Below are 24,845 nucleotides of genomic sequence, written 5' to 3'. Positions count from 1 at the left end.
TCCGGGCGTTCGTCTATCATTCCGTTTCTCGCCTCCCCCGGCGAAACCCCGAAGGCTGAGGGCCGACCCCTAAATCAATGCGTGTACTCCTGCTGAGCGACATACATTCGAACCTCGAGGGCCTGGAAGCGTGCCTGGAGGTGGCGCCCAGTTGCGACAAAGTGGTGAACCTGGGGGACATCGTCGGCTACGGCGCCAGCCCCAACGAAGTCACCGACCGCTCGCGCAAGCTCGGCGGGCTGTTCGTCCGCGGCAATCACGACAAGGCCTGCACCGGCGTGATGGGTGTGGAGAGCTTCAACCCCATCGCCGGTCTCGCCGCCCTCTGGACCAAGCAGGCGCTCTCCCCCGAAAACCTCGAGTTCCTCAAGAACCTGCCCCGGGGACCGATCCCATTGGACGGCATCGCCGCGGTGCAGCTTGTCCACGGCTCTCCTATCGAAGAGGATGAGTACATCATCGTGTTGCGCGACGCCATCGAGCCGCTCATGCGCACGACCGTCCCGCTTACCTTCTTTGGTCACACTCATATCCAGTGCATCTTCTCGGTAAAGGAGAACCAGCTCGAGATGATGCGCCCCATGTACCGCTCCAAGGACGCCCGCGACACTTACGAGGTGAAGCTCGAGCGCGGCATGAAATATCTGGTGAATCCGGGTTCGGTGGGACAGCCCCGCGACGGCGACCGCCGCGCCGGTTTCGCCGTCTTCGACACCGAGAGCTTCTCTTTCACATTCCACCGCGTGCCCTACAACATCGAGGGCGCACAGCAGCGCATCCTCGCCGCCAAGCTTCCCGACCGCCTCGCCACCCGCCTGGCCGACGGCCGCTAGTTCGCGCTTTTCCTGGGTTTCAGGTGATGCATCCCGCCCGAGGAGATCTGCTCCCGCCCCGCCTTGTTGGCCAACCGGTCGCAGCGGATATTGTCGGCGTGGCTCGCGTGGCCGCGGACCCACTTCCACGCGATCTCATGCGTGCCGATCAGATTGTCCAGCTCCTGCCAGAGCTCCCGATTGGCGATGGGGACGCGCCGCGAACCTTCTTTGCGGGTCCAGTCGTGCGCTTTCCAGCCGCGCAGCCACTGCGTAATGCCTTTCTGGACGTATTCGGAATCGGTATTGAGGGTGACCGCGCAGGGCTCGGTCAGGGTTTCCAGCGCGCGAATGACGGCGGTCAGCTCCATGCGGTTGTTGGTGGTGTGCGGCTCACAGCCGTACATCTCGCCGGTCACGCCGCCGGACCGGAGCACGCAGGCCCAGCCCCCGGGACCCGGGTTGCCGATGCAGGCCCCGTCGGTGGTGATGGTCACACTCTTCATGCCGCGGCTACTTGGAAAGTTCCTTCTTGACCGTTTCGCTGACAGTCTTGCCGTCCACCCGCGCGCCCGACTGGGCGAACTTCGCCATCACGTTCTTCATGACCGTGCCCGTGTCTTTCAGGCTGGGCGAACCCATCTCGGCGATTACCGCGCGCACCGTCGAGGCGATCTCTTCCTCGCCGACGGCCTTGGGCAGGTAGCCCTCGATGATCTTGATCTCGGCGGCCTCCTTGTCGGCCAGTTCCTGCCGCCCGCCCTTGGTGAACTGTTCGATCGAGTCCTTGCGCTGCTTGATGAGGGTGTTCAGCACGGCCATGGCTTCCTGGTCGTTCAGCGGCGCGCGCTTATCGATCTCTCTGTTCTTCAGCGCTGCCTTGACCATGCGCAAGGTAGAGAGCCTCAGCTCCTCCTTGCCCTTCATGGCCTCGACCATGTCTTTCTGCACTTGTTCGGGGATAGGCATGGCGGGGATTATAGATGCCGGTACGCAGCGGCCGGTACTCAGCGGCCGATTTGATTGCCTCCCACCCATCGGAGAGATATGATTCGCGCCAGATACTAGAAGGACTCTTTATGCTTCGTAAATCCCGTCTTTTTACTCCAGGCCCCACGCCTTTGCTCCCGGCTGCCGTCCAAGCCATGGCCGCAGCCGACGTGCACCATCGCACCGCGGACTTCCGCACTCTGTACCAGCGCGTGCTCGCCGATCTCCAGATATTTATCGGGACCCGCAATCCGGTCGTGCTCATGGCCTCCTCGGGCACCGGCGCCATGGAGGCGTCGGTCGCCAACCTGACCTCGCCCGGGGACAAGGTGCTGGTGCTGACCGCGGGCAAGTTCGGAGAACGCTGGCGGGACTTGGGCAAGGCTTACGGCTGCGACGTGCAGCGCGTCACCGCCGAGTACGGGCAATCCATCTCTCTGGAAGCCGTGCGCGCGAAGCTGGAACCCGGCATCCGCGTCGTCTTCATGCAGGCCACGGAAAGCTCCACCGGCGTGCGCCATCCCGTAGCCCAGGTCGCCCGCCTGGTTCGCGAGGCCGGCGCCCTGCTCGTGGTGGACGCCATCACCGGCCTCGGTACCACCGAGTTCGACGTGGATGGTTGGGGCATTGACGTCATCATCGGCGGCTCGCAGAAAGCGGTCATGATCCCTCCCGGGCTGGCCTACTGCGCCGTCAGCGACCGCGCCTGGAAGGCCATGGAGACCAGTAAGAACCCGCGCTACTACTTTGACCTGCGCAAGGAACGCGCCGCCGGGGAAAAAGGCGAGTCCGCCTTTACGCCGGCCATTTCGCTGGTGGCCGCGCTGGGCGCCGCCCTCGACTACATCCGCGCCGCCGGAAACGGCGACCTCGCCGCCGGACGCGACGCGCTCATCCACAATGCCGACGTCGCCGCCGAGATGACCCGCGCCGCCGCCCGCGCCCTGAAGCTGCAACTGTTCGCCGCCGACGCTCCTTCCAACGCCCTTACCGCCATCGTTCCCCCGGCCAATATCGATTCCGGCGCGATCGTGAAGGAGTTCAAGGAGCGCTTCGGCGCCGTGGTCGCCAACGGGCAGGGGGAGATGAAGGGCAAGATCTTCCGCATCGCCCACCTCGGCTTCTACGACTACCTCGACACCATCGGCATCATTGGCGCCTTGGAACACGTGCTGGCCAAGGTCATCTCGCCGAAACACTTCGAATTGGGCGCCGGCCTGCGCGCTGCGCAGGAGGTGTACATCCGCACGGCCTCTCCGCAGTCGCTGGTCGCCAGCCGGTAACCGCAGAAGTCGCGCCGATTCCAATGCAGTTGTAGCCCGGCCGCCCTCGGCCGGGCTCCCTCACGGCACTGGCCCGTCGAGCAACTGCCATCACATGCCTCTGTGATTGTCCGTCTGCTCGGTGACCCGGCACTCGCGCTACAATCTCCCCCTCCCATGAAGATCATCATCGCCGAGAAGATCGCTCCCGCGGCCGTCGACCTGTTTAAGGAAGAGTCGCGCTGGACGGTGGTCACGCACGACCAGCTCGAGGGACGGCTGGCGCAGGAACTGGAGACCGCCGATGCCCTCATCGTCCGCTCCGCTGTGCACGCCAACGCCGCCCTGCTCTCCCACGCCAAACAACTGCGCGTGATCGGCCGCGCCGGGGTGGGCGTGGACAACATCGACCTCGAGGCCGCCACCAAGAAGGGCATCGCGGTGATGAACACGCCCGGCGCCAACGCCGTGGCCGTCGCCGAACACACCCTGGGCATGATGCTGGCCCTCGCCCGCCACCTGCCGCGCGCCGACTCCCTGACCCGCGCCGGGAAGTGGGAGAAAAAATCGCTGCAAGGGACCGAACTCCGGGGCAAGACCCTGGGCATCGTCGGGCTGGGCCGGATCGGTGTCGAGGTGGCGAAGCGCGCTGCCTCCTTCGACATGAAAATCCTCGCCCACGACCCCTACGTCTCCACCACCATCGCGCACGACGCCGGCGCCACCCTCGCCTCGCTCGACGAACTCTATGCGGCGGCGGACTACATCACGCTCCACCTCGCCCTCACCCCGCAGTCGAACCACATGATCGACGCCAAGACGATCAGGAAAATGAAGCAGGGTGTGCGTATCGTCAACTGCGCCCGCGGCGAGCTGGTGGACGAGGCCGCGCTGGCCGACGCGCTGAAGTCCGGCCACGTCGCCGGCCTCGGCATCGACGTCTTCGCCGAGGAACCTCCGAAGAATTCGCCCCTGCTCGCTCTCCAGAACGTGATCGCCACGCCCCATATCGGCGGCTCGACCCGCGAAGCCCAGGACGCCGTCGGCTACCAGATCGCCGTCCAGGTGAAGGAGTACCTCAAGCACGGAGTCATCCAGAACGCGGTCAACGTGCCCTCGGTCACCGAGGAAGAGTACGCGCAGATGCAGCCCTACATCGTGCTCGCCGAGCGTCTGGGCTCGTTCCTGGCGCAGGCCACCGAGGGCAATCTTCTGGAGGTGTCCATCCGCTACAACGGCCCCATCGCGGAGTGGAAGACCGATCTCATTCGCAACGCGGGCCTAAAGGGCATCCTCAACCAGATGCTCTCGGAGACGGCGAACCTGGTGAACGCTGCCTCCATCGCCACCGAACGCGGCATCGCCTGGGGCGAGGTCAAGAAGGCAAAAGTGCCCGACGGGGGCGCGAGCAACGTGCTCTCCATCCTGTTGCGCAGCACGCACGAGGAGCATCTGGCCAGCGGCGCCGTGCTGCACGGCCGCTCGCCGCGCCTGCTGGGCATCGACGGCATCGACATCGAGGCGCCGCTGGAGCGCAATCTCATCTACCTGCGCAACCGCGACGTGCCCGGCGTCATCGGCAAGATCGGCACCATCCTGGGCAAGCACGAGATCAACATCGCCAACTTCTCGCTCGGCCGCCGCGAGCACGGCCGCCCGCCCGAGGCGGTGTCCGTGGTCCATGTGGACAGCAGGGTCCCGGAGAACGTGCTGGCCGCTCTGCGCAAGATCGAGGCCATCACCCTGGCCAGGGCCATACGGCTGTAGCGCGCGAATTGCTTTGACCAATCGCTTCTGACCGGGCATACTTCGTCCCCTGAATCCAGCAACATGAGGAGCACCTACATGTATCGGCAACTCCGATGGACGTTGCTACTCTGCGTTTGCGCCTGGCTCGGCGTTGCGTTCGCCCAGGAGGCAGCCAAACCCACGCAAGTCCTCCAAGTGCTTGGAATGGGAGACCTCAAGCACAATGTCAAAGGCTCCCTGTCCGTAAAGGACGGCAAGCTACAGTTCACCTCGTCTTCTGGCACCACCGCCGAGGTCCAGGCCAGCTTGATCCAGGACATCTCCATCGGCGCCGACAGCAAGCGCACCTTCGGCGGGCCGGTTGGCACCATGACCATGCTGGCGCCTTACGGCAGCGGCCGCTTCCTCAGCCTCTTCCGTGAAAAGCTCGACGTCCTGACGATCACTTTCCGCGACGAGAACGGCGGCCTCCATGGAGCCATCTTCAGCATGGCGCCCGGCAACGCTGCCCCGGTGAAGAAGGCTCTGCTGGCAGCCGGCGCCAAGAGCACCACTCCCCTGGAACAGCCCAAGCCCGCTGAAGCCAAGGACAAGTCCGACCAGAAGATGGAGCCCGCCGCCGACAAGAAGGAGGACAAGTAATGAAACACGCATTCTTCCTTGCCGCACTGATGCTCGCCGCTCTGATCGTCGCCGCGCAGTCCCAGCAACCGGCTGCGGATTCCGCAAAAAAGACAGATCCCAAGACCGCGGCCGATGCGAAGAGCTCGTCGTCCTCCAAGCCGCCCGCCAATGCCAAAACCAAGATCAAGATCCGGGCGTCGGCCATCCTGGTCAAGGATTTCAAGCCCAAGGACATCCAGGTCCCGGCCCAGTTCCAGATGGCCATGTACGAGAACACCATCGAGCAGATCCGGCAGACCGGCCGCTTCAAGGAGGTGTACCGCGACGGCGACACGCGGGCCGACAGCGTTTCGGACCTGGTGATCCTGGAGCCTGTCATCTACCAGTTCAAGGAAGGCAGTGCGCGGCAGCGCCAGGTGACCACCGTGTCTGGCGCCAGCTCTATCCACGTCCACGTGCAGCTAAAGGACCAGAACGGCAGCACGTTGTTGGAGAAGGACGTCGCGGGAAACCTGCACTTCCTGGGCGAGAACCTGCGCGTGACCCTTAACCTGGCGAAGAACATCGCCACTATGGTGAACGACATCTTCTAATCGCGCTGCTGGGCTGCTGAGCGGAGCTTCTTGGTCTCCGCCAGCAAGCCCATGCTGTGCATCAGGTTCTGCAACGTCACGATCCCGACCAGGTGGTCGTTCTCCACCACTGGGATCAGCGTCATCCCCTTTTGCGTGATCTTCCGGAAAGCCGAGGCCAGCGTCTCGTTCCGCTGGGCCACCTCGAAGGCGCGGTTCATCACCGACTGCACGTAGCCGTTACCACTGCCCCGCAGGGCCTCCAGCATCTTCTGTTTCGAGACCACGCCCACCATGTCGCTGCCGCGGATCACGGGAAAGTCGTCCTGCAGGGTGTGCACCGCCTTGGCCAGCGCGTCCTCCAGCGTGTCCGCCGGCGAGAGCGTGGCGAAGTCGGTCAGCATCACGTCTTCCATGCGCACGTTTTCCAGGATCGACTGGAAGACCATGCTGCGCTCTTCCAATTGCGCCGCCACGAACAGGAAGAAGCCGGTCAGCGTGAACCACACGTTCCACACGAATCCCAGGAACATGAAGACCATGGCGAATCCCTGGCCGATGAATACCGAGCGCCGCGTCGCCTGCAGGTAATCCATGTGGCGCGCCAGGACCGCTCGCAGCACGTGCCCGCCGTCCATGGGATACGCCGGCAGCAGGTTGAACCCGGCCAGGAACACGTTCCCCCACACCAGGCTGCGCAGCAGATTCGAGGAGTGCACCAGGGGGGATCCCAGAAGCTTGGCCTGCGGATACAAGGCAAGGACGAAGGTCGCCGCTCCCGCCGCCAGCAGCAGGTTCATCAGCGGCCCCGCCAGCGAGATGCGTATCTCGCGCGCCGGATCGAGCCCGCGCGGCCCCGCCGATTCGTCCATTTGTGTCACCCCGCCGATGGGCAGCAGCGTGATGGCACGCACCGGTATCCCGCTGCGCATCGCCACCAGCGCGTGTGCCAGTTCGTGCGCGATCACCGACCCGAAGATGATCCCCACCAGCGCCAGGCCGCGTATCGGCCCAGGCCCGCCCTTGGTCACCGACTCCGTCATCCACACGAAGAAAAGCAGGAAAAAGAACGTGAGGTGGATGCGGATCTCGACTCCGAAAAGCTGTCCCGCCGGAATGGACCAACTTCTCATGCTTGGCTGCGTTTCTCTCCCTTCTCGATTGTATAACTGATTAGACGCCGCGCCAGAAACGGCAGTTCCAAACGGATCCGCTGCGCGCTGTGTGTCTCTGTGGTGAGATTTTTCCCATGCGCATCATCGCCGGCCGATTCCGCAGCCGCCGTCTCAAGTCCCTGCCGGGCACGGACTTGCGTCCCACCTCCGACCGCCTGCGCGAGACCCTGTTCGACGTGGTGGCGGCCAGCCTTGCGGGATCGCTATGGATCGACGTGTTCGCGGGTACCGGCGCCGTCGGCATCGAGGCCTTGAGCCGCGGCGCGCGCCACGTCTACTTCGTAGAGGCAGCGAGATCGGCCGCCGCTCTGATCCGCGAAAACCTGGCCTCGCTTGGCGTCGCTGAAGGATTCGAGGTCATCGAACGTGGGGCCGAGCCCGCCCTCCGTCTGCTCGAGTCACAGGCCGTCGCCTGCGATTTTCTTTTCCTCGATCCGCCCTATCGCATGCACCAGGCCTACGCCCGCACCCTCGGCTTCCTCTCCACCTCGCGCCTGCTTTTGCCTTCGTCGCTTGTGATCGCGGAACACGACAAACATTTCGATCCCGGCGACCGCTTCGGTTCCCTCCAGCGCACCCGCACGCTCAAGCAGGGCGACGCCGTGCTCAGCTTCTACAGGATTGTGTAGCGACGGGCGACCTCAGCCGTGCCGTGAGATCCTTCGCCTTCGGCTCAGGATGACGCCGGCGGGGCTCAGACGCCCCGCCAAGCGGCGTCACATGATGATTTCTCTTGCCTGCCTCGCGATGGGGTGCTGCATCACGTCGAGCTCCGCTTTCACCATGTTCAGCCCCACGACGCAGCGCTCGAATTCGTGCGACAGCTTCTTGAACAGCGGCGCGACTTTCGCGTACTCGAAGTATTCGAACTTCGAGACAATAAAGTAGCTCTCTTTGCCCGCTCGCATGAAGTCGATGAAGTTCTCCAGGCGCTGCCGGCGCAGACGCCACCGGTTGATGCTCTCCGGGAACATCCCGGTGAAGAACAGGGAGTAGTCGCCGATGTGCTTGCGCACCTGGCGCTCACGGTCGAACGACGGCGCCGGCCCATAGATGGGGTTGGACTCCAACAGCATCTCGCCCACGTCGTGCAGCGGGCGTCCCGCCGCATCGCGGATCCTGTACAGCTGCTCCGTCTGGCAGAACTCGCCCAGCAGGTTCGCGATGTACGCGCCCACTTCGGGGTCGCGCAAGCCCACAAACTCCTCGAAGTTGCGGCGTACCAGCTCCAGGAACAACTGGTTCAGCGGATGTGATTCCGGGACCATGTTCAGATCCTGTCCTCCCCACTCCGATTCGCGGTGCTTTGCGCGTTACTTAACGCAGTTCCCCGGCAGACGCAAGTATCTTTCGGACACCGCACCCCTGGCGGCTATTCCCCCGCGGGGACTCTTGCTCGGTTAGAAGCCGAAAGCATCATCCCGGTTTCCTTCCCCGTCGTTTTCGCACTCTCGCCTGCCGACTGCTGCCAAGAAACCGCGTCAAATGCGACAATCTCGCTCATCCTGAATGAGGTATGACCAGCATGCAACGACAGAACATCTCCTCAGGCACACCATGGGAACCGGTGGTTGGTTACTCTCGTGCTGTGCGGATCGGCAATCAGGTCTTCGTCGCCGGCACTACCGCCGTCGGGCCGGAGGGCAAGATCGTGGGCAAGCGCGACGCCTATGTCCAAGCCATGCAGATCTTCAAGAACATCCAGACGGCGCTGGAGAAGGCCGGTTCCAGCCTGCACGACGTGGTGCGCACGCGCATGTTCGTCACCAACATTAATGACTGGGAGAAAGTCGGCAAGGCGCACGGCACCATTTTCCGCGACGTCCGGCCCGCCGCCACCCTGGTCGCCGTTACCCGCCTGGTCGATCCCGACATGCTGGTCGAGATCGAGGTGGACGCAGTGGTGTCGTCCTAGCTCCGGGCCAACTTTATCGGCGCTGATCGACGCCGATATTGCGGATTAGAAAGGGATCTTGATGGCGTCATCCTGAGCGAGGCGCCGCCTGGAGCTGGCGGCGCCGAGTCGAAGGACCCCTACTCTATTGATAAATGTCGCGGCTCGGCGTATTCCTTTACCCCTCTTGAACCAGGAGAAGCCCCGAGATGCGCAAGATCGTATTCGCTGTTCTTCTGTTCTCACTCGCCGCATACGCCCAAACTGACGGCATCACCGTCCTCCGCGCCGGCACTCTGATCGACGGCAAGTCCGCCCAGCCGCTGCACAACCAGGTCATCGTCATCAAGGACAACCGCATTGTGAGCGTGGGCGGCGCCGCGCCCGCCGGGGCAAAGGTGATTGACCTGGGCAACGCCGTCGTCCTGCCCGGCCTCATCGACACGCACACGCACATCTTCCTGCAAGGCGAGGAGCCATCCGAGGGCGGCTACGACGCGCAGCTCCTGAAGCACGGTCTGGCCTTCCGAGCCGCGCGCGCCACAGTCGCCGCGCGCCGCTGCCTGGAGCAGGGCTTCACCACCATCCGCGACGTCGAAACCGAGGGCGCCGGCGCCGGCGACGTCGGCATCAAGCAGGCGGTCGACGGCGGATACATTCCCGGCCCGCGCATCTTCGCCACCACCCGCGCCATCTCCACCACCTACGGCTATCCGCTGGAGGGCTACGCCCCGGAGATCGAGTTCACCATCCCCAAGGGCGCGCAGCTTATCGACGGCCCCGTCGAAGCGCGCAAGGCGGTGCGCGAGCAGCTCGAGCTGGGCGCCGACTGGATCAAGGTGTACATGACGCACCGCTCCTGGGCCACACCCGACGGCAAGCTCGGCGTACAGCCCACGCTCACCCTGGACGAGATCAAGGCCATCACCGACGAGGCGCACGCCAACGGCCACAAGGTCGCCTGCCACGCTTACGGCGGCGTCGGCCTGCACCGCGCACTCGACGGCGGCTGCGACTCCATCGAGCACGGACTCGATCTCGACGACCCCGCGATCGCACAGATGGTCAAACAAGGGACCTGGCTCGTCCCCACCTTGAGCGCCTACTACTATCACAACGCTCCCGAGAACACTCCCGAGGGCAAGCGCGACCGCCTGCGCGTCGAGCTCCACGGGCCGTCGTTCAACCGCGCGCTGAAGGCAGGCGTGAAGATCGCGTTTGGCACCGATGTCGGGGGCTTCTTGTGGACTGAGTCCATGGCCCAGGAGTTCGGCTACATGGTGAAGTTCGGCATGACCCCGATGCAGGCCATCCAGTCGGCCACCGCACGCGCCGCCGAGCTGCTCGACATGCAGGGACAACTCGGGGTCATCGCCCCCGGCGCTTACGCCGACATCATCGCCGTCCAAGGTGACCCGCTGCACGACGTCAGCGTGCTCAAGGACGTGCGCTTCGTCATGAAGGACGGGAAGGTATTCAAGAACGAATTGGCGGGTGCGAGATAGGCGCTTTCGCGGCGACGACCAAGGCATCGCAGAAGTGAGAACGAAGACTGCAGAAGTACCACTGCGCTCGCGAGTGCCTCGCATCTGCAATTTGACTTCTGCCTTTTTACTTGCTTTTGCTCGGCACGGTCGGCCGGCCTCCGCCAGATGGATGGATAACAGCAGATTAATTTGTAGCCAGAGCCCTTGACTCTTGCGTCTACATACGCATAATGCCCAAATCTCCCTGTGGTCTTTGGGGGAAGGACATCATGAGCATCCTCAACCTGTGCGATCAGCCCGTGGCCAAGGTGCCTCTGGGTGCAACCTGCGCCGAAGCCATCCAGGCCATGGTCGACCGCCGCGTGGGCGCGGTCTGCGTGGTGGACGGCGACGGCAAGCCGGCCGGCATCTTCACCGAGCGCGACGTCCTGCGCAAGCTGGCCCTCAGCGGCCTCGACCCCAAGAAGGTCATGGTCCGCGACTACATGACCTCCAACCTCGACATGGCCACACTCAAGACTTCGCCCGGCGAGGCTTTCGCCGCCATGATCAATACCCACTACCGCCATCTGCCGATCGTGGACGAGAACGGTGTGCTGCTGGGCATCCTCTCTATCCGCAATCTGCTCCAGTCCAAGATCGACGAGCTCACTCAGCAGCTCGACTCCATCGAGATCGCCATGTCCAACGACGCCCCGGGCGGAGACTAGACCAGCGTGCAGGAGGCAGGATGCCGGCGCGGACCTGCTGCTGCCGCTGCCTTCTGCTCCCTGCCTCCTGTTGCCCCGCTGCTATAATCAGAGATTGTCCTCATGAGAAAGAAACCACCAGTGCGTTCGACGACCGTGCTGGCCGTCCGTCGTGACGGGAAAGTTGTCATGGCCGGCGACGGACAGGTCACCATGGGCGAAGGTGTGGTCAAGCACACCGCCCGCAAGATCCGCCGCCTCTACGAGGACAAGATCCTCGCGGGGTTCGCCGGCTCCACCGCCGACGCCTTTTCCCTGTTCTCGCGCTTTGAAGCCAAGCTGGAGCAGTATCACGGCAACCTGGGCCGGGCCGCGGTGGAGCTGGCCAAGGAATGGCGCACCGACAAGGCCCTGCGGCACCTGGAGGCCCTGCTGCTTGTCGCCGACGGCACGCAGACCTTCCTCATCTCCGGCGCCGGCGACGTGATCGAGCCCGACGATGGCATCGCGGCCATCGGCAGCGGCGGACCGTACGCCCTGGCCGCAGCGCGGGCCCTGTTCGAAAACACCCAGCTTCCCGCGCGCAAGATCGTCGAGGAGGCCATGAAGATCGCGGCCAAGATCTGCATCTTCACCAACGACAAGGTGACGATCGAGGAACTCTAGTCGTCAGTCGTCGGTCGGCGGCGATGCAGGGCGGAACGTCCTGCAGCGAAACGAGCTTTTGGGCGTCTAATGAATGTGGGGGACTACTCGGGGTGAACTGAGTACCGAGTACTAAGTACTGAGTACTTCTCTTATGGCCATCTACTTACCCGGAACCGCTGAAGAAGAGACCCTCTCGCTGGACGAGCTGACCCCGCGCGAGATCGTCGCCGAGCTCGACAAGTACGTGGTGGGCCAGAAGAACGCCAAGCGCTCCGTGGCCATCGCCCTGCGCAACCGCATGCGCCGGCAGAAGCTCCCGCCGGACCTCGCGGAAGAGATCCTGCCCAAGAACATCATCATGATCGGCCCCACGGGTGTGGGCAAGACGGAGATCGCGCGCCGCCTGGCCAAGCTGGCCGGCTCGCCCTTCCTGAAGATCGAGGCGTCCAAGTTCACCGAGGTGGGCTACGTGGGCCGCGACGTGGAGTCGATGATCCGCGACCTGGTGGAGATCGCCATCGACATGGTGCGCGAGGAGAAGCTCGACGACGTCGCCGATAAAGCCGAGCTCAACGCCGAGGAGCGCCTGCTGGACCTGCTGCTCCCCCCGCCCGCCCCCGCCCCCAGCCATGCCGGCGGCGCCGGGTTCGTGCTGGAGAGCGGCACCGGCGAGTCCTACACGCGTTCGCGCGAAAAGCTCCGCCAGCAGCTCCGCGAGGGCAAGCTCGACGACCGCGTGGTCGAGCTCGACGTCCGCGAGAAGTCCTTCCCCGCCTTCGAGATCATCACCAACCAGGGCGTGGAGGAGATGGACGTCAACATCAAGGACATGCTGCCCAACATCTTCGGCCAGCGCACCAAGAAGCGGAAGATGAAGGTCAGCGAGGCCTTCGATTACCTGATCCAGGAAGAGGAGCACCGCCTCATCGACATGGACCAGGTCACGCGCACAGCGGTGGAGCGCGTGGAGCAGTCCGGCATCATCTTCCTGGACGAGATCGACAAGATCGCCGGGCGTGAGAGCGGCCACGGGCCCGACGTCTCGCGCGAAGGGGTGCAGCGCGACATCCTGCCCATCGTCGAAGGAACCACGGTGAACTCGCGCTACGGCATGGTGCGCACCGATCACATCCTGTTCATCGCCGCGGGGGCGTTCCACGTCTCCAAGCCCAGCGACCTGATCCCCGAGTTGCAGGGGCGCTTCCCCATCCGCGTCGAGCTGCAATCGCTGACCATCGAGGACTTCATCAAGATCCTCACCGAGCCCAAGTCGTCGCTGGTCAAGCAGTACACCGCGCTGCTCGAGACCGAGGGGCTGAAGCTGGAGTTCTCGCGCGAGGCGCTGGAAGAGATCGCGCGCTTCGCCTTCCGGGTGAACGAGGGGACGGAGAACATCGGCGCCCGCCGCCTGCACACCATCATGGAACGGGTGCTCGACGAGATCAGCTTCGGCGCACCGGACCTCAAAGAGAAGGATGTGAAGGTGGATGGCGATTACGTGCGCAAGATGGTCGCCGACATCGTGAAGGACCAGGACCTGTCGCGCTACATCCTCTGAATCCTGGCCACGCTACGCTGCGCGCTTGAAGGGCTTCCCCTTCACTTCCTCGGGCTTGGTCGCCTCCGGCGCGCTGGGCTCTTCCAGCGCCGCCGCCACGCACAGACCCACGATGATCACAAACGTGATGAACGCGACGATCCCCATGACGAGGATGGGCATACCTCACCTCTGGAGGTAGCTTCGCGCCATCAGGAACGGATGTCAGTGATTGCCATCACAGGCCAGGACGGAGTGCCTGCGGTCGCGATGTTCGTGCAGGAAGCGATAATCCCACAGCACCGCTCCGTAGGCCTTCGGCTTGCCTTCTTCTTCGGGTGCCTCGGTGCGGACCACGGTGCACGAACACAAGACCGTGCTGTGCTCCTGCCCGGTGATCTCCTTGGGCATTTCCAGGATCAATTCGACGGCGGCATTCTCCCGCACCGGGTTGTCGGTGCGGAAGAACACGCCCGAGTTGCTGATGTTCTCGACCTCGCCGGGGAGCCATTCGCTGCTGCCGCGCTCGCGGAACTTCATCTCGCGGTTCTCCAGCTTCAGCCGCCGGGCCCGTGGCGACCACGTGGGTTTCTTGCTCGCATGTGATTGCCGGGCGGGCCCTTTGCGGATGCCCTCCATCACGCGCTCGGCGAAGCGGCTGGCGGTGATGCGTTCCGTCCGCCGCATCTTCTTCCAATCGTAGCTCCACTCGTCGCCGCACAGCAGGCACACCTGGTAATACATGCCGTCGGACCAGCGGCGTGGCCAGGAAAATTCGTGCGAACAGCGTCCGATGATGTTCATCAGCGTGCGGCTCATGACCGGTCTCCTGGCACGTAAGAGTGCAAAGACTACTCATACCGCAACGACCGGCGTCTTCGTAGATGCCGATGGTGCATGGCAGTTAGTACCTTTGTGCAAGGCCGAGATCGGTGTCCGGCGAGGAACGACTAGCGACCAGCGAGGGGTTGCTGATACGCTGTTGCGCGTTTCATGAGATCGGCACAAATCCTTCTTGTCGCGATGGCGCTGCTGGGGTTGGTGTCCTGCGGCTCGCCGGGCGCGCCCATGCCGCCTTCGCTGTATCTCCCCCAGCCGGTCTCCGACCTGAAGGCGGCGCGCAAGGGCGACCAGGTGTCTCTGACCTGGACCGTCCCGCGCGAGACCACTGACAAGGCCAATCTCAAGCGTCTTGGCCCGACGCGGGTCTGCCGCAGCGTCGGCGAGCCGGTCATCAACGAGTGCCCGCAGCCCATTGGCGTGCTCCAAGCTTCCCAAACGCCGGTATCGGCCAAGGTCGCATATAGCGATGCGCTGGCCCGGCAGCTGCAGCGAGAAAACCCGACCGCCTTCGCCACGTATGCCGTGGAAACCGTCAACGACCGTGGCCGCAGCGCCGGCCTCTCGAACCAGGTGCGCGTCACGGTCGCACCGACGCTCGCGCCGCCCGCCGATTTCCGCGCACAGGTCACCCCCGACGGGCCTGTCCTGATGTGGACGGGGCAACTCCACGAGCACGAGAGCCCCGATCTCGGCCACTTCTTCCGCGTGTACCGGCGCCTCGAGGGCACGGAGACGGACGCGGTCCTGGGCGAGGTCAGGCTGCGCAACCAGCCCGCGGTTGCCATGCCCGACCGGAACTTCGAGTGGGAGAAGACGTACCTGTATCGCCTCACGGTGGTGACCACCGTGACCCACGGAAGCGAGGTCGTCGCTGAGGTAGAAGGCGACGACTCGCCGCCACTAAAGGTTTTGGTCCACGATTCGTTCCCGCCGGCCGCTCCGACCGGCCTGCAAGCCGTGTTCTCCGGGCTGGAGCAACAGCGGTTCATCGACCTGACGTGGGCGCCGAACACGGAATCCGATCTGGCGGGCTACAACGTCTATCGGCATGTAGGAGGCGCAGCGCCAGGGAAAGCCAACTCGGAACTGGTGAAGACGCCCGCGTTCCGCGATGCCGACGTCGCGGCCGGAACCACCTCCTACTACGCCGTTTCAGCGGTAGACTTACGGGGCAACGAAAGCGGCCGGTCGGAAGAGGCGCACGAGACCGTGCCGCAATAGAAGTACCCAGTACTTAATACCCAGTACTCAGTCGTCCGGGTTAGACTGATCGCCCCATGCGCTATTGTCGATTTCTGGAACCGAATGGCATTCACTACGGGTTTGTGGAAACGAAGGCCGGCCACGAGACGGTGTTTCCCTTTGGCTATGGCCCTCCGGAAGAGCATTGGGCGTTGTCACTCACGGAACCTCGATCCCTACAGGAGCTCAGGCTTCTCCCGCCAGTCCGCCCATCGAAGATCGTCTGTGTGGGACGCAACTACCGCGAGCACGCCAAGGAGCTGGGCAATCCCGTACCGGAAGAGCTGCTCACGTTCCTGAAGCCGCCCTCAACTGTGATCGGGCCAGGAGAGCGCATCGTGCGGCCCAGCATGTCGCAACGCGTGGACCACGAGGGCGAGCTGGCCATCGTGATCGGCAAGACGTGCCGCAACCTGCGCCGCGACGACGACGTGCGCCCATACATCCGGGGCTTCACCTGCGCCAACGACGTCACCGCGCGCGACATCCAGAAGAAAGACACCCAGTGGACCCGCGGCAAGGGCTTCGACACCTTCTGCCCGGTGGGGCCCATCGTCACCGACGAGATCGATCCCTGGGCGGGCGTGCAGGTGCAGACGCGCGTCAACGACCAGCTTCGGCAAGACGCCAACACGCGACAGTTCATCTTCTCCATCGAAGAGATCCTGCGCTACATCACGCGGGTCATGACGCTGTTCCCGGGAGACCTTATTCCCACCGGCACTCCCGCCGGCGTGGGACAGTTGCAGGCCGGGGACACGGTCGAAGTCAGGGTGGAAGGGATCGGGTCGCTTGCAAATCCGGTGGTGGATGAAAAGTTGGATGTGTGATTTGTAATTTGTAAATTGTAATTTCCGGATATTTAGGCCACTTTACAAATTACAATTCACAAATCACCAATCCTCGACGACTGGGCTGGTCTACGATGAAATTCTTTTTGGATACCGCCAATCTGAACGAGATCCGCGAAGCCGCCGCGCTGGGCATCCTGGACGGCGTCACCACCAATCCGTCGCTGGTGGCCAAGGAAGGCAAGCCGTTCAAAGAGCAGATCCTGGACATCTGCAAGATCGTGAACGGGCCGGTGAATGCCGAGGTGATCGCGACCGATGCCGGCACCATGTGCAAGGAAGCGCAGGACTATGCCACCTGGCACAAGAACATCGTGGTCAAGCTGCCCACCACGCGCGAGGGGCTGAAGGCGTGCAAGTGCCTCTCCGAGCAGGGCATCCGCACCAACCTGACGCTCTGCTTCTCAGCCAACCAGGGCTTGCTGGTGGCCAAGGCGGGCGCCACCTATGTGAGCCCCTTCCTGGGGCGCCTGGATGACATCGGCCACGTGGGTATGGACCTGGTGCGGCAACTGCTGACCATCTACAAGAACTACGACTACAAGACGCAGGTGCTGGCGGCTTCGCTGCGCCATCCGCTGCACGTGATCGACGCCGCGCTGGCCGGCGCGCACGTCGCCACCATGCCCGCCAAGGTGCTCGACCAGATGTTCAAGCACCCCCTGACCGACATCGGACTGGCGAACTTCCTGAAGGATTGGGAGAAGCTGCCCAAAAAAAGTCAGAAGTAGGAAGTCGGATCGCAGAAGTTACTTCTTCGATCGGACTTCTGCAATCTGCCTTTGTTCCAGGGTTGCCTGCGGATGCGTTCGCTCTTCCCTTCGTAGTACATTCTTTCCATCAGAGTGATCGGGTGGGCATGACTTCACTTCGTCTCTACTCCTACCTTTTTGGCGGGGCGGCCGCCATCGTCGCGGGAATCATGTACTGGGCGCTGCGCCAGCGCCGGACGCCGCAACAGATCGAGCAGGAACGCCGCGCGCGCCTGAACACGTTCGGGCGCATCACCGACGGCACCGTGCTGGACGTCAACGAGGCCGCTTCCAACGGCCATGCCGGCATGCAGTTGCTCATCTACCAGTACGACGTCGCGGGCGTGCAGTACGAGTGCTCCCAGGACGTCACCTACCTGCGCCACCGCGTGGACCTGCACTCCTGCAAGCTCGGGATCCCGACCTCGGTGAAGTACGATCCGCAAAACCCGGGGGACTCCATCGTGGTGGCGGAGGACTGGAGCGGCCTGCACCAGTCGTAGTGCTTCAGAATCGAGTCGCCAGCGCCAGTTCGTTCAGGTGGACCTCCGTGACGCCAGGTACCGCCCGGACGATGCCGGCGACCTTCTTAGCCTGATCGGGACTCACGATTTCCCCCTTGATGGACACCGATCCGCCTTGCGCGATCACCTCGAACTGAAGGTCCGAGGTAGCCCGATCCATCGCCAGGTTCGCTTTGACGCGGCTGGCCTGGGCGAGATCGTCCATCGCTCTTTGACTCTCGGGAGTGAACTCGAAGCACTTCAGCCGCGAAACGGTACAGATAACGTCGCACGCTTCTGCCAGGTCCATCTGCTCCAGGTTGAGCACAAGGTCGTAGAGGGAAGCATCTCTCCAATCGACTCCGTAGAGGAACTGGGTCCATTTGCGCCGGTCCTCATCCATCTTTTCGATGTACGCAATGGCTTCCTTGCGAGTGCACTTCAGCCGGTCCTGCACCTTGCCGATGCGAAACTCCATGGGAGCGATGATGCGGGTGCGCAGGAGATGAGGCCCAGTGCCCAGCAGCAGGTGGCCCGCAAGGCCGTGGTAGATCGTGTTCCCGGTCCTGACTTCCTCGGTCAGCGCCGCCTGGATGAAGGCGAGGTAAATGTATTTTGTGTGCTGGGACTGTCCCAGAAAGCTTGGCGGCTTTTCGATCGCGGTCCTGAGGTCATCCTGCGATACGCCCCATATCGCGGCCTTCTGGATGATCTCCTCGCGATCGATGCAGCGGTAGCCCAGCCTCTTGGCGAGGCCCTCGGCCAGCATTTTGCCCCCACTAAAGGACCCTCTGGAAATAGTGATGATGGGCACCTGAACCTCCTCGGCGGCATTCAGACACAATTTGCCTTCTTGCTGAATACCACTGCGCGCGACGGCATGCGGTGACGGGGCTCACGTTCGAGCGTGCGCGACAGACGACTGGAGCGTGACGCGGAGGTACGGTCGCTGCTGCTCACCAGGCCCGGGGAAAGAGCGGTGCTCGGCGCCCTCCAGTCAGAGCGGGATGCGCTTGCCGGAGACCGGCTCGCCGACATTTGCGGAATGGGTGCTAGTCGCTGGTGCCGGCGCGGGCAATGCGCTCGCCGCGGAGCTGGCGCACCAGGATGCGGACCACCATGCCGTCAAACTGCAGTCCGGCCAGCGATTCCAGTTCCGCGATGGCTTCGTTCTGCGGGCGTGCCGGGGCATACGGACGGTCGGTCATCATGTCCACGTAGGATTCCGCCACCGCGATGATCCTGGCGCCCAGCGGGACCTGCTCGCCCTTCAGTCCATCCGGATATCCTGCCCCGTCGAAACGCTCGTGGTGGTGGCGCACGAACTGGCACATGCGCTGGCTTCCGGGGATGGTGGCGATGATCTGCGCGCCGACGATAGTGTGCGTCTTGACCAGGTGGTATTCGTCCTCCGTCAGCGAGGAGGGCTTATTGAGGATCTGCTCGGGGACGATGATCTTGCCGACGTCGTGCACGCGCGCGGCGAAGACCAGGTCGCTGGCCTCCTCGTCCGAGAGTGCCAGCTCATGGGCGATGATATCGGAGTAGCGGGCCACGGCCTCCCCGTGGCCGGCGGCGACCTCGCGCGCCTCGGCGGCGCGGTTGAGCGTGCGCACCGCGTCCATCAGCACCTCAGCGGCACTGCCATCCTTCACCGAGCTGCCCAGCTTGCGCAGGGTGGTGACCAGCTCGTCCGCGGACTCCGGCCCGGTGTGCTCGCGCTGCAGGAACCCCTCCACGTAGGAGGCGATGAGCTGCCGCTGCTGCAGTGAGGTCTCACCCTCGGCGAACTCCTCCGCCGTAGAGACGCGATTGCCGCCGCCCTTCTTGGAGACGTACATGCCGGCGTCGGCCACGCGCACAATGTCCTCGACCGTCGAACCGTGCACCGGAAAGCTGGCCACGCCGAAGCTGCCGGTGATGCGCCGCTCGTTGAGCATGGGGTCGGTCGCCAGCCACAGCCGCAGGCGTTCCGAAAGGATCTGCGCCTGCTCCACGCCGGTTTCCGGCATCAGGATGACGAATTCGTCACCGCCGTAGCGCGCGACCACGTTCGATTGCCGGCATTTCTGTTCCAGCAGACGTCCCACCCGGGCCAGCACCAGGTCGCCCTCCAGGTGGCCGAGGGTGTCGTTGACCTCCTTGAACTTGTCCAGGTCGATCATGACCACCGAATACGGACGCCCGGAGCGGGAGGCGCGTTTGCCTTCCGCCTGCACCGCTTCCAGGAAGAAGCGCCGCGTCTTGATGCCGGTGAGTCCGTCGGTGATGGACTGCTGCTGCATCTTCTGGAAGACGAAGGCGTTGTGCAGGGCGGTGGCGAGGAGGTCGGCAAGCGTGCGCAGAATGAGCACGTCCTGTTGGGCGAAGGCGTTCTCGTGCTTGCTCTCCACGTTCAGCACGCCCATCAAGGTTTCGGCGTAGGTGAGGGGGATGCAGAGCACCGAGCGCGCGTCCGGCAGGATCCCCATCAGGTGCCCGCTCTCGCTGGTGTTCTGCACCAGGGCGGTCTCGTTGGTGCGGGCCACGCGCCCCAGAATGCCTACGCCCAGGGGCACGCGCTTGCCCTGCGCCTTGGCCGTGGTGCCTGCCTCGGCCTTGATCTCGATGTCCTTGGTGGCGTAATCCAGCAGGCCGATGCCGAAATGGTCGTAGCTGAAGTTCTTCTGGATCTCGCTGACGATCTCGGCCAGCATCTGGTCCGCGTCCTGGCTGGAGATGGCGGTCTTGGAGACGTTATTGAGGAAGGCGAGGAAGCGCGCCCGGCGCTGCTCATCGGCGAACAGCCGCGCGTTCTCCATGGCCACGGCCACCTGGCCCGCCGAGGTCTCCATGACCTCGAGGTCGCGCTGGTCGTAGACGTTTTCGCGCTCGTAGTTCATCGCCGCCATCACGCCGATCGCCTGGTTGTAGCGGTAGATGGGGACACCCAGGAAGGACTTCGCCGGCCGGCCCATCGGCCTGACGCCCAACTGTCGGCGCAATTCCTCCATGTTCGACCGGCACAGGATGGGCTGGCCGCTGCTGACGATGTGCTCGGTCAGGCCGTTGGCCACGCGGCGCGTCCGCTTGGGCATGAGCTGCCCGTCGTCGAACTCGTACTCAAAGCGGATCTCATCGCCATCCATGAAGGCGACATAGAAGGTATCGGTGTCGAACAGTAGGCCGAGCTCCTTGTGCACGGTGCGCAGCACCTCGTCGGAATCCAGGCGCGAGCTGACCACCTGCCCGATCTGGGTCAGCAGCTCGTACTCCTTGGTGCGCCGCTGCGCCTTGTGCATGAGCACGTAGTTCTCCAGGGTCATGCCGATCTGCATGGCCAGGCCCAGCAGCAGGCGGATGTGCGACGACCCGAAGTTCTTTTTGACGACCTTGTGGGGCAGCAGGATGACACCGAAGGCGCGGTCGCGGGTCTGCAGGCTGATGCAGGTCATGGCCTCCACTCGCTCCCGCTCGAAGATGGCGCGCAGCCGCAGCACGCGGTCATCGCCGGTAAGGGGGAGATGCGCCAGGTCTTCCTTCAGGTCCCGGAACACCGTCCAGCCCCCGCGGCGGAAGACGAAAGTGCTGATGGAGTCGGAGAGGTCACCGTCCGTCATCCTGGAGAGGAACTCAGGAGAAAATCCCTGCTGTACGGAGGGCAGGATCTCTCGCCAATGACTGTGGATACAGATGGCGGCGCGCTCCACCTTCAGCGCCGTCATCAGCCGGTCGAGGATCTTGTGCAGGCTGGGCGCGAGCTCGGGCGCCGACATCAGCTTGGTAGACTCCACGTCCAGGCTGGAGAAGGCCAGCAGGTTCTCCTGCACGCTGCGCCGCTCGTTCTCGTACAGCACCATCACCATGGAGATACCCAGCAGCATCTGCGGGATCGGTCCGAAGACATGCCCCATGCGGCCGACAAACTTCTCGAAAACGTCGTGGAACTGGTGCGAGAACAGCAACACGCTCCAGAACCCCAGCGAAATCCCCAGCAAGCGGTATCCCATGGAGTCGCGCTGCCGTCCCAACTGAAAGAAGCGGTAGCCGCAGCAGGCCAGCAGAACGGCAATCCCGACCTCGATCTCCAGGTAAGGGATCTCCAGCTGTCCGATCACGAGCAGCGGCGCGCGGGTGGCGGCGGAGCGCACGTTCAGGTAGGACCACACAGCGCCGGTCAGAGCCAGCGCGGCGTCATACCAGTGAAAATGGAGCGGCAGCTTCACCAGGCGCACCGACACAAAGATGGCCAGCCCGGTAACGACGAAGCACAGCTTTGCCGCCCAGCGCGACAGCATCGTCATCTGCCCGAAGATGTTCCAGCTGACCAGCCCGAAGTACAGCACATAGGCGGCCCAGCCCAGTTGCCAAGCGCGGAAGTACGTCTCCTGGGTCTGCTGGTAGAGGTAGGTGAAGAGTGCGAAAAGTACGATCGCCGCGATGCTGGGTACGAGGATGATTCCGACAAAAACGCCGTCCACCATTCGCCTCTTTCAGCGGCTGGTTCTCAGCACAGGGAGAGAGCCGTCTTACAGCCTGCTACCGGGTGAATTCACACCCGTCTTACGGCCCGTACGCGGGTGTCTAAATATACCGCACGGGGCTGGGTCACTCAACCGGTTCGGCGCCTTTGGGATGTGACTAAAGTATTGATTCTGAAGGCACAGGGGGACACATGGACGGGGGAGCGGATTCTTCCAGGCCGCTCAGAACAGGCCTCTTGCTGGCCGCCGCTGGTCCAGGCGCCAGAGCCCCGCGGCACGGGCCTCCGCCTGCGCTTGGACGAACTCTCCCGCCCGGATGCAGCGAGCAATCTCGCCGAATCGTTCCGGCGTCACCTGCCCCGCGGGACAGTACTGCGCCATGAGGTTGACGAAGGTGTCGGGGCCCAGCTCGCGCGCGATCCACTTCAGCACCTCGGGGCTGCCCGCCACGCCCTCCGGCATGACCAGGTGGCGCAGCAGCAGCCCGCGCAGGGCGACGCCCTCGTCGTCCATCACCAGCGGCCCGACCTGGCGATGCATCTCGCGGATCGCCGCCCGCGCCACCTCCGGATAGTCCGGCGCGTCGGCGTAGCGCTCCGCCGCCTGATCGCTCCACCACTTGAAGTCCGGCATGTAAATGTCCACCACACCGTCGAGCAGTCGAAGCGTCTCCACCCGGTCGTAGCCGCTGGTGTTGAAGACGATGGGGAGGCGCAGACCGGACTCGACGGCGATCACCAGCGCTTCCAGGAATTGCGCCACGACATGCGAGGGCGTCACCAGGTTGATGTTGTGGCAGCCCTGGGCCTGGAGTTCGAGCATCATGCTCGCCAGTTCCTCGGCCAAGACCGGGCGGCCGTCGCCCAGGTGGCTGGTCTCGTAGTTCTGGCAGAAGACGCACCTCAGGTTGCAGTGGGTGAAGAAGATGGTGCCCGAACCTCGGGTGCCGCGCAGGCAGTCCTCTTCGCCGGAGTGCGCGAAGTGTGAGCTGACGACGGCGTGGCGCGCCGTCCGGCACACTGTGCCCGGCTGGGTACGGCGGTCGATGGCGCACTGGCGCGGGCAGAGCCTGCACTCGGCCAGTTGTGCGAGGGCTGTCTCCGCGCGTTTCCGCAGCTCCCCGGACCGCCACAGCCCAACGTATGCGGCTTCGAAATCGGAGCGGCTTCGCACGTACTGCGTCATCCTGCCAAAGGGTGCCACGCGCACTGCACGCCTGTCGGTGCGCTGCGTCACGGGTCGGACGTCTGGTAACATCGCAGGTTTAGGGGCCCAAGAATATTGATGGCTGATACCGCCAACATCCGCGTCCGTTTTGCGCCTTCTCCGACCGGGTTCCTGCACGTCGGCAGCGCGCGCACGTTCATCTTTAACTGGCTGTTTGCCCGCCACACCGGCGGCACCATGATCCTGCGGCTGGACGATACCGACGTCGAGCGCAATACCGATGCCAGCGAGACTTCGATCTTCGACGGCCTGCGCTGGCTCGGCCTGGACTGGCAGGAGGAGTACCGGCAATCGGAGCGCCTGGCGCTGCATCAGCAGATGGCGCGGGCGATCTTCGACAAAGGCCTGGCCTATCGCGACTTCACGCCACCCAGCGTCGGCGAACGGGATCGCACCGAGGGCCCGTGGCTCTTCAGTCTCGAGATGCGAGAGATGTCGCGCGCGGAGAGCGACCGCCGCGCTGCCACCGGGGAGCCGTTCGCGCTGCGCTTCCGCGTGCCCCGCGACACTGAGGAGCAGATCCGGTTCACCGATGCCGTGTACGGCGAGCAGGCCAAGTCCACCGCCGACATCGAAGACTTCGCCCTGCTGCGCTCCGATGGCCTGCCCACGTACCACATGGCGTCTTGCGCCGACGACGTGGACCTGCGCATCTCGCACATCATCCGCGGGCAGGACCACTTACCCAATACGTTCAAGCACGTCCTGATCTTCCGCGCGGCAGGAGCGGAGCCGCCGCAATTCGCGCACCTGCCGCTGCTGGTCGCGCCCGACGGCGCCAAGCTGTCGAAGCGCAAGCACGGCCCAGTGGTCAGCGTGACCACCTACCGCGACGCCGGGTTCCTGCCGCAGGCCTTCATCAATTTCCTCTGCCTGCTCGGGTGGTCGCCCAAGGACGACCGCGAGTTCATGCCGCTGGACGAGATCGTCGCAGCGTTCTCCCTGGAGAACATCAACCGCGCCAACGCCGTGGTCAATTTCAAAGAGCCGGCCGCGACCCCGGAGGAGACGTTTGATCCCAAGGCCATCTGGCTCAACTCGCAGTACATCTACAGTATGCCGGTGGACGAGCTGGGCGGACGGCTGCTGCCCATCGTGCGCGGGGCCGGGTACGAGGTGGACCTGGAGAAGATGAAGGCGATCGCGCCCCTGATCCGGGAGCGCATCCGCCTGCTGAACGACGTGCTGACCGTCGCCGATTTTTTCTTCCGGAAAGACCTGCCGCCCTACGACACCGCGCAACTCATCCCGCAGAAGGGCGACGCGGCCATGGCGCGCAAGGTGCTGGAGCGCGCCCGCGAGGTGCTGGCCAAGACCGAGTTCAACCACGACGCCCTCGACCAGGCGCTGCGCGGCGCCGCCAAAGAGCTGGGACTCAAGGCGGGACTGATGTTCACGCCGATCCGCGTGGCGGTGACGGGGCGCACGGCCGCGCCGCCGTTGTTCGAAACGCTGATGGTGCTGGGGCGGGAAACGACGCTGGCGCGGATCGAGCATGCGCTACAGGGGATGCAATAGGATAAGC

Annotated in this window: 25 protein-coding genes; 16 read left to right on the top strand and 9 right to left on the bottom strand. The window is 64.0% G+C overall.

The window, feature by feature from the left end:
* Positions 1-77: 77 nt before the first annotated feature.
* The gene (locus tag LAN37_12415) at positions 78-833 is read left to right on the top strand and encodes a metallophosphatase family protein (protein ID MBZ5648015.1); all 756 of its coding nucleotides are present in this window, start codon (positions 78-80) and stop codon (positions 831-833) included.
* On the opposite strand, the gene rnhA is transcribed toward LAN37_12415, so the two are convergent.
* Positions 830-1,318, bottom strand: a complete 489-nt coding sequence (gene rnhA / locus LAN37_12410) for a ribonuclease HI (protein MBZ5648014.1) — start codon at positions 1,316-1,318, stop codon at positions 830-832. The genes LAN37_12415 and rnhA overlap by 4 nt on opposite strands.
* A gap of 7 nt (positions 1,319-1,325) precedes the next feature.
* A complete protein-coding gene (locus LAN37_12405) occupies positions 1,326-1,781 on the bottom strand; it encodes a GatB/YqeY domain-containing protein (protein ID MBZ5648013.1) in 456 nt (151 codons plus the stop codon).
* Positions 1,782-1,891: 110 nt separating this feature from the next.
* On the opposite strand from LAN37_12405, the gene LAN37_12400 reads away from it, so the two are divergent.
* The 4 genes from LAN37_12400 (at position 1,892) to LAN37_12385 (ending at position 6,030) form a co-directional block, all read left to right on the top strand.
* Complete coding sequence (locus tag LAN37_12400) at positions 1,892-3,085, top strand: alanine--glyoxylate aminotransferase family protein (GenBank protein ID MBZ5648012.1); 1,194 nt, start codon at positions 1,892-1,894, stop codon at positions 3,083-3,085.
* A gap of 156 nt (positions 3,086-3,241) precedes the next feature.
* The gene (serA, locus tag LAN37_12395) at positions 3,242-4,831 is read left to right on the top strand and encodes a phosphoglycerate dehydrogenase (GenBank protein MBZ5648011.1); all 1,590 of its coding nucleotides are present in this window, start codon (positions 3,242-3,244) and stop codon (positions 4,829-4,831) included.
* A 78-nt stretch (positions 4,832-4,909) separates the two neighbouring features.
* Positions 4,910-5,455: a hypothetical protein gene (locus tag LAN37_12390; protein ID MBZ5648010.1), complete on the top strand. Its 546-nt coding sequence runs from the start codon at positions 4,910-4,912 to the stop codon at positions 5,453-5,455.
* A complete protein-coding gene (locus LAN37_12385; protein MBZ5648009.1) occupies positions 5,455-6,030 on the top strand; it encodes a hypothetical protein in 576 nt (191 codons plus the stop codon). The genes LAN37_12390 and LAN37_12385 overlap by 1 nt, the downstream gene beginning before the upstream one ends.
* On the opposite strand, the gene LAN37_12380 is transcribed toward LAN37_12385, so the two are convergent.
* Complete coding sequence (locus LAN37_12380; GenBank protein ID MBZ5648008.1) at positions 6,027-7,142, bottom strand: site-2 protease family protein; 1,116 nt, start codon at positions 7,140-7,142, stop codon at positions 6,027-6,029. The two genes, LAN37_12385 and LAN37_12380, sit on opposite strands and share 4 nt — an antisense overlap.
* A gap of 116 nt (positions 7,143-7,258) precedes the next feature.
* Between LAN37_12380 and rsmD the strand changes: the two genes are divergently transcribed.
* On the top strand, positions 7,259-7,813 hold the full coding sequence (rsmD, locus tag LAN37_12375) for a 16S rRNA (guanine(966)-N(2))-methyltransferase RsmD (GenBank protein ID MBZ5648007.1): 555 nt from the start codon (positions 7,259-7,261) through the stop codon (positions 7,811-7,813).
* A gap of 87 nt (positions 7,814-7,900) precedes the next feature.
* Here rsmD and LAN37_12370 read toward each other — a convergent pair whose 3' ends face one another.
* Positions 7,901-8,452 (bottom strand): hypothetical protein, encoded by a 552-nt coding sequence (locus tag LAN37_12370; protein ID MBZ5648006.1) that lies wholly within the window; start codon positions 8,450-8,452, stop codon positions 7,901-7,903.
* 257 nt (positions 8,453-8,709) lie between these two features.
* Here LAN37_12370 and LAN37_12365 point away from each other — a divergent pair, with 257 nt between their 5' ends.
* The 5 genes from LAN37_12365 (at position 8,710) to hslU (ending at position 13,460) form a co-directional block, all read left to right on the top strand.
* Positions 8,710-9,099: a RidA family protein gene (locus LAN37_12365; protein MBZ5648005.1), complete on the top strand. Its 390-nt coding sequence runs from the start codon at positions 8,710-8,712 to the stop codon at positions 9,097-9,099.
* 188 nt (positions 9,100-9,287) lie between these two features.
* On the top strand, positions 9,288-10,583 hold the full coding sequence (locus tag LAN37_12360) for an amidohydrolase family protein (GenBank protein MBZ5648004.1): 1,296 nt from the start codon (positions 9,288-9,290) through the stop codon (positions 10,581-10,583).
* 251 nt (positions 10,584-10,834) lie between these two features.
* Positions 10,835-11,275, top strand: a complete 441-nt coding sequence (locus LAN37_12355) for a CBS domain-containing protein (protein MBZ5648003.1) — start codon at positions 10,835-10,837, stop codon at positions 11,273-11,275.
* Positions 11,276-11,377: 102 nt separating this feature from the next.
* Positions 11,378-11,920: an ATP-dependent protease subunit HslV gene (gene hslV / locus LAN37_12350; GenBank protein ID MBZ5648002.1), complete on the top strand. Its 543-nt coding sequence runs from the start codon at positions 11,378-11,380 to the stop codon at positions 11,918-11,920.
* Positions 11,921-12,053: 133 nt separating this feature from the next.
* The gene (hslU, locus tag LAN37_12345) at positions 12,054-13,460 is read left to right on the top strand and encodes an ATP-dependent protease ATPase subunit HslU (protein ID MBZ5648001.1); all 1,407 of its coding nucleotides are present in this window, start codon (positions 12,054-12,056) and stop codon (positions 13,458-13,460) included.
* A 12-nt stretch (positions 13,461-13,472) separates the two neighbouring features.
* Here hslU and LAN37_12340 read toward each other — a convergent pair whose 3' ends face one another.
* Both LAN37_12340 and LAN37_12335 read right to left on the bottom strand, forming a co-directional pair.
* Positions 13,473-13,622 (bottom strand): hypothetical protein, encoded by a 150-nt coding sequence (locus LAN37_12340; protein MBZ5648000.1) that lies wholly within the window; start codon positions 13,620-13,622, stop codon positions 13,473-13,475.
* Positions 13,623-13,664: 42 nt separating this feature from the next.
* A complete protein-coding gene (locus LAN37_12335) occupies positions 13,665-14,258 on the bottom strand; it encodes a PilZ domain-containing protein (protein ID MBZ5647999.1) in 594 nt (197 codons plus the stop codon).
* Positions 14,259-14,432: 174 nt separating this feature from the next.
* Here LAN37_12335 and LAN37_12330 point away from each other — a divergent pair, with 174 nt between their 5' ends.
* The 4 genes from LAN37_12330 (at position 14,433) to LAN37_12315 (ending at position 17,630) form a co-directional block, all read left to right on the top strand.
* Positions 14,433-15,503, top strand: coding sequence for a hypothetical protein (locus tag LAN37_12330; protein ID MBZ5647998.1), 1,071 nt, complete (start codon positions 14,433-14,435; stop codon positions 15,501-15,503).
* 56 nt (positions 15,504-15,559) lie between these two features.
* On the top strand, positions 15,560-16,354 hold the full coding sequence (locus LAN37_12325) for a fumarylacetoacetate hydrolase family protein (GenBank protein ID MBZ5647997.1): 795 nt from the start codon (positions 15,560-15,562) through the stop codon (positions 16,352-16,354).
* A gap of 95 nt (positions 16,355-16,449) precedes the next feature.
* Positions 16,450-17,106 (top strand): fructose-6-phosphate aldolase, encoded by a 657-nt coding sequence (gene fsa, locus LAN37_12320; protein MBZ5647996.1) that lies wholly within the window; start codon positions 16,450-16,452, stop codon positions 17,104-17,106.
* 128 nt (positions 17,107-17,234) lie between these two features.
* Entirely contained in the window at positions 17,235-17,630 is a 396-nt protein-coding gene (locus LAN37_12315; GenBank protein MBZ5647995.1) for a hypothetical protein, read from the top strand.
* A gap of 4 nt (positions 17,631-17,634) precedes the next feature.
* On the opposite strand, the gene LAN37_12310 is transcribed toward LAN37_12315, so the two are convergent.
* The 3 genes from LAN37_12310 to LAN37_12300 form a co-directional block, all read right to left on the bottom strand.
* Entirely contained in the window at positions 17,635-18,399 is a 765-nt protein-coding gene (locus LAN37_12310) for a cytidylate kinase family protein (protein ID MBZ5647994.1), read from the bottom strand.
* Between the two features lie 283 nt (positions 18,400-18,682).
* Positions 18,683-22,093, bottom strand: coding sequence for a diguanylate cyclase (locus LAN37_12305; GenBank protein ID MBZ5647993.1), 3,411 nt, complete (start codon positions 22,091-22,093; stop codon positions 18,683-18,685).
* A 222-nt stretch (positions 22,094-22,315) separates the two neighbouring features.
* Positions 22,316-23,278 carry a radical SAM protein gene (locus LAN37_12300; protein ID MBZ5647992.1) on the bottom strand — a complete coding sequence of 321 codons (963 nt, stop codon included), beginning with the start codon at positions 23,276-23,278 and terminating at the stop codon, positions 22,316-22,318.
* A gap of 99 nt (positions 23,279-23,377) precedes the next feature.
* Here LAN37_12300 and gltX point away from each other — a divergent pair, with 99 nt between their 5' ends.
* Positions 23,378-24,838, top strand: a complete 1,461-nt coding sequence (gene gltX / locus LAN37_12295) for a glutamate--tRNA ligase (protein MBZ5647991.1) — start codon at positions 23,378-23,380, stop codon at positions 24,836-24,838.
* The last annotated feature ends 7 nt before the right edge of the window (positions 24,839-24,845 follow it).

This window comes from Terriglobia bacterium (assembly GCA_020073495.1).
In the GTDB taxonomy this organism is placed as follows: domain Bacteria; phylum Acidobacteriota; class Terriglobia; order Terriglobales; family Acidobacteriaceae; genus JAIQFD01.
This window is presented reverse-complemented; position numbering and strand designations above follow the sequence as displayed.

Bases quoted from the DNA above. Each gene is read 5' to 3' on its own strand.
- LAN37_12360 (MBZ5648004.1), top strand. From the start codon at position 9,288: ATGCGCAAGATCGTATTCGCTGTTCTTCTGTTCTCACTCGCCGCATAC.
- LAN37_12340 (MBZ5648000.1), bottom strand. From the start codon at position 13,622: ATGCCCATCCTCGTCATGGGGATCGTCGCGTTCATCACGTTTGTGATC.
- LAN37_12325 (MBZ5647997.1), top strand. From the start codon at position 15,560: ATGCGCTATTGTCGATTTCTGGAACCGAATGGCATTCACTACGGGTTT.
- LAN37_12335 (MBZ5647999.1), bottom strand. From the start codon at position 14,258: ATGAGCCGCACGCTGATGAACATCATCGGACGCTGTTCGCACGAATTT.
- LAN37_12315 (MBZ5647995.1), top strand. From the start codon at position 17,235: ATGACTTCACTTCGTCTCTACTCCTACCTTTTTGGCGGGGCGGCCGCC.
- hslV (MBZ5648002.1), top strand. From the start codon at position 11,378: ATGAGAAAGAAACCACCAGTGCGTTCGACGACCGTGCTGGCCGTCCGT.
- rnhA (MBZ5648014.1), bottom strand. From the start codon at position 1,318: ATGAAGAGTGTGACCATCACCACCGACGGGGCCTGCATCGGCAACCCG.
- hslU (MBZ5648001.1), top strand. From the start codon at position 12,054: ATGGCCATCTACTTACCCGGAACCGCTGAAGAAGAGACCCTCTCGCTG.
- LAN37_12405 (MBZ5648013.1), bottom strand. From the start codon at position 1,781: ATGCCTATCCCCGAACAAGTGCAGAAAGACATGGTCGAGGCCATGAAG.
- LAN37_12400 (MBZ5648012.1), top strand. From the start codon at position 1,892: ATGCTTCGTAAATCCCGTCTTTTTACTCCAGGCCCCACGCCTTTGCTC.
- LAN37_12310 (MBZ5647994.1), bottom strand. From the start codon at position 18,399: ATGCTGGCCGAGGGCCTCGCCAAGAGGCTGGGCTACCGCTGCATCGAT.
- gltX (MBZ5647991.1), top strand. From the start codon at position 23,378: ATGGCTGATACCGCCAACATCCGCGTCCGTTTTGCGCCTTCTCCGACC.
- LAN37_12305 (MBZ5647993.1), bottom strand. From the start codon at position 22,093: ATGGTGGACGGCGTTTTTGTCGGAATCATCCTCGTACCCAGCATCGCG.
- LAN37_12415 (MBZ5648015.1), top strand. From the start codon at position 78: ATGCGTGTACTCCTGCTGAGCGACATACATTCGAACCTCGAGGGCCTG.
- LAN37_12385 (MBZ5648009.1), top strand. From the start codon at position 5,455: ATGAAACACGCATTCTTCCTTGCCGCACTGATGCTCGCCGCTCTGATC.
- LAN37_12390 (MBZ5648010.1), top strand. From the start codon at position 4,910: ATGTATCGGCAACTCCGATGGACGTTGCTACTCTGCGTTTGCGCCTGG.
- LAN37_12365 (MBZ5648005.1), top strand. From the start codon at position 8,710: ATGCAACGACAGAACATCTCCTCAGGCACACCATGGGAACCGGTGGTT.
- LAN37_12300 (MBZ5647992.1), bottom strand. From the start codon at position 23,278: ATGACGCAGTACGTGCGAAGCCGCTCCGATTTCGAAGCCGCATACGTT.
- LAN37_12370 (MBZ5648006.1), bottom strand. From the start codon at position 8,452: ATGGTCCCGGAATCACATCCGCTGAACCAGTTGTTCCTGGAGCTGGTA.
- LAN37_12355 (MBZ5648003.1), top strand. From the start codon at position 10,835: ATGAGCATCCTCAACCTGTGCGATCAGCCCGTGGCCAAGGTGCCTCTG.
- rsmD (MBZ5648007.1), top strand. From the start codon at position 7,259: ATGCGCATCATCGCCGGCCGATTCCGCAGCCGCCGTCTCAAGTCCCTG.
- fsa (MBZ5647996.1), top strand. From the start codon at position 16,450: ATGAAATTCTTTTTGGATACCGCCAATCTGAACGAGATCCGCGAAGCC.
- serA (MBZ5648011.1), top strand. From the start codon at position 3,242: ATGAAGATCATCATCGCCGAGAAGATCGCTCCCGCGGCCGTCGACCTG.
- LAN37_12380 (MBZ5648008.1), bottom strand. From the start codon at position 7,142: ATGAGAAGTTGGTCCATTCCGGCGGGACAGCTTTTCGGAGTCGAGATC.
- LAN37_12330 (MBZ5647998.1), top strand. From the start codon at position 14,433: ATGAGATCGGCACAAATCCTTCTTGTCGCGATGGCGCTGCTGGGGTTG.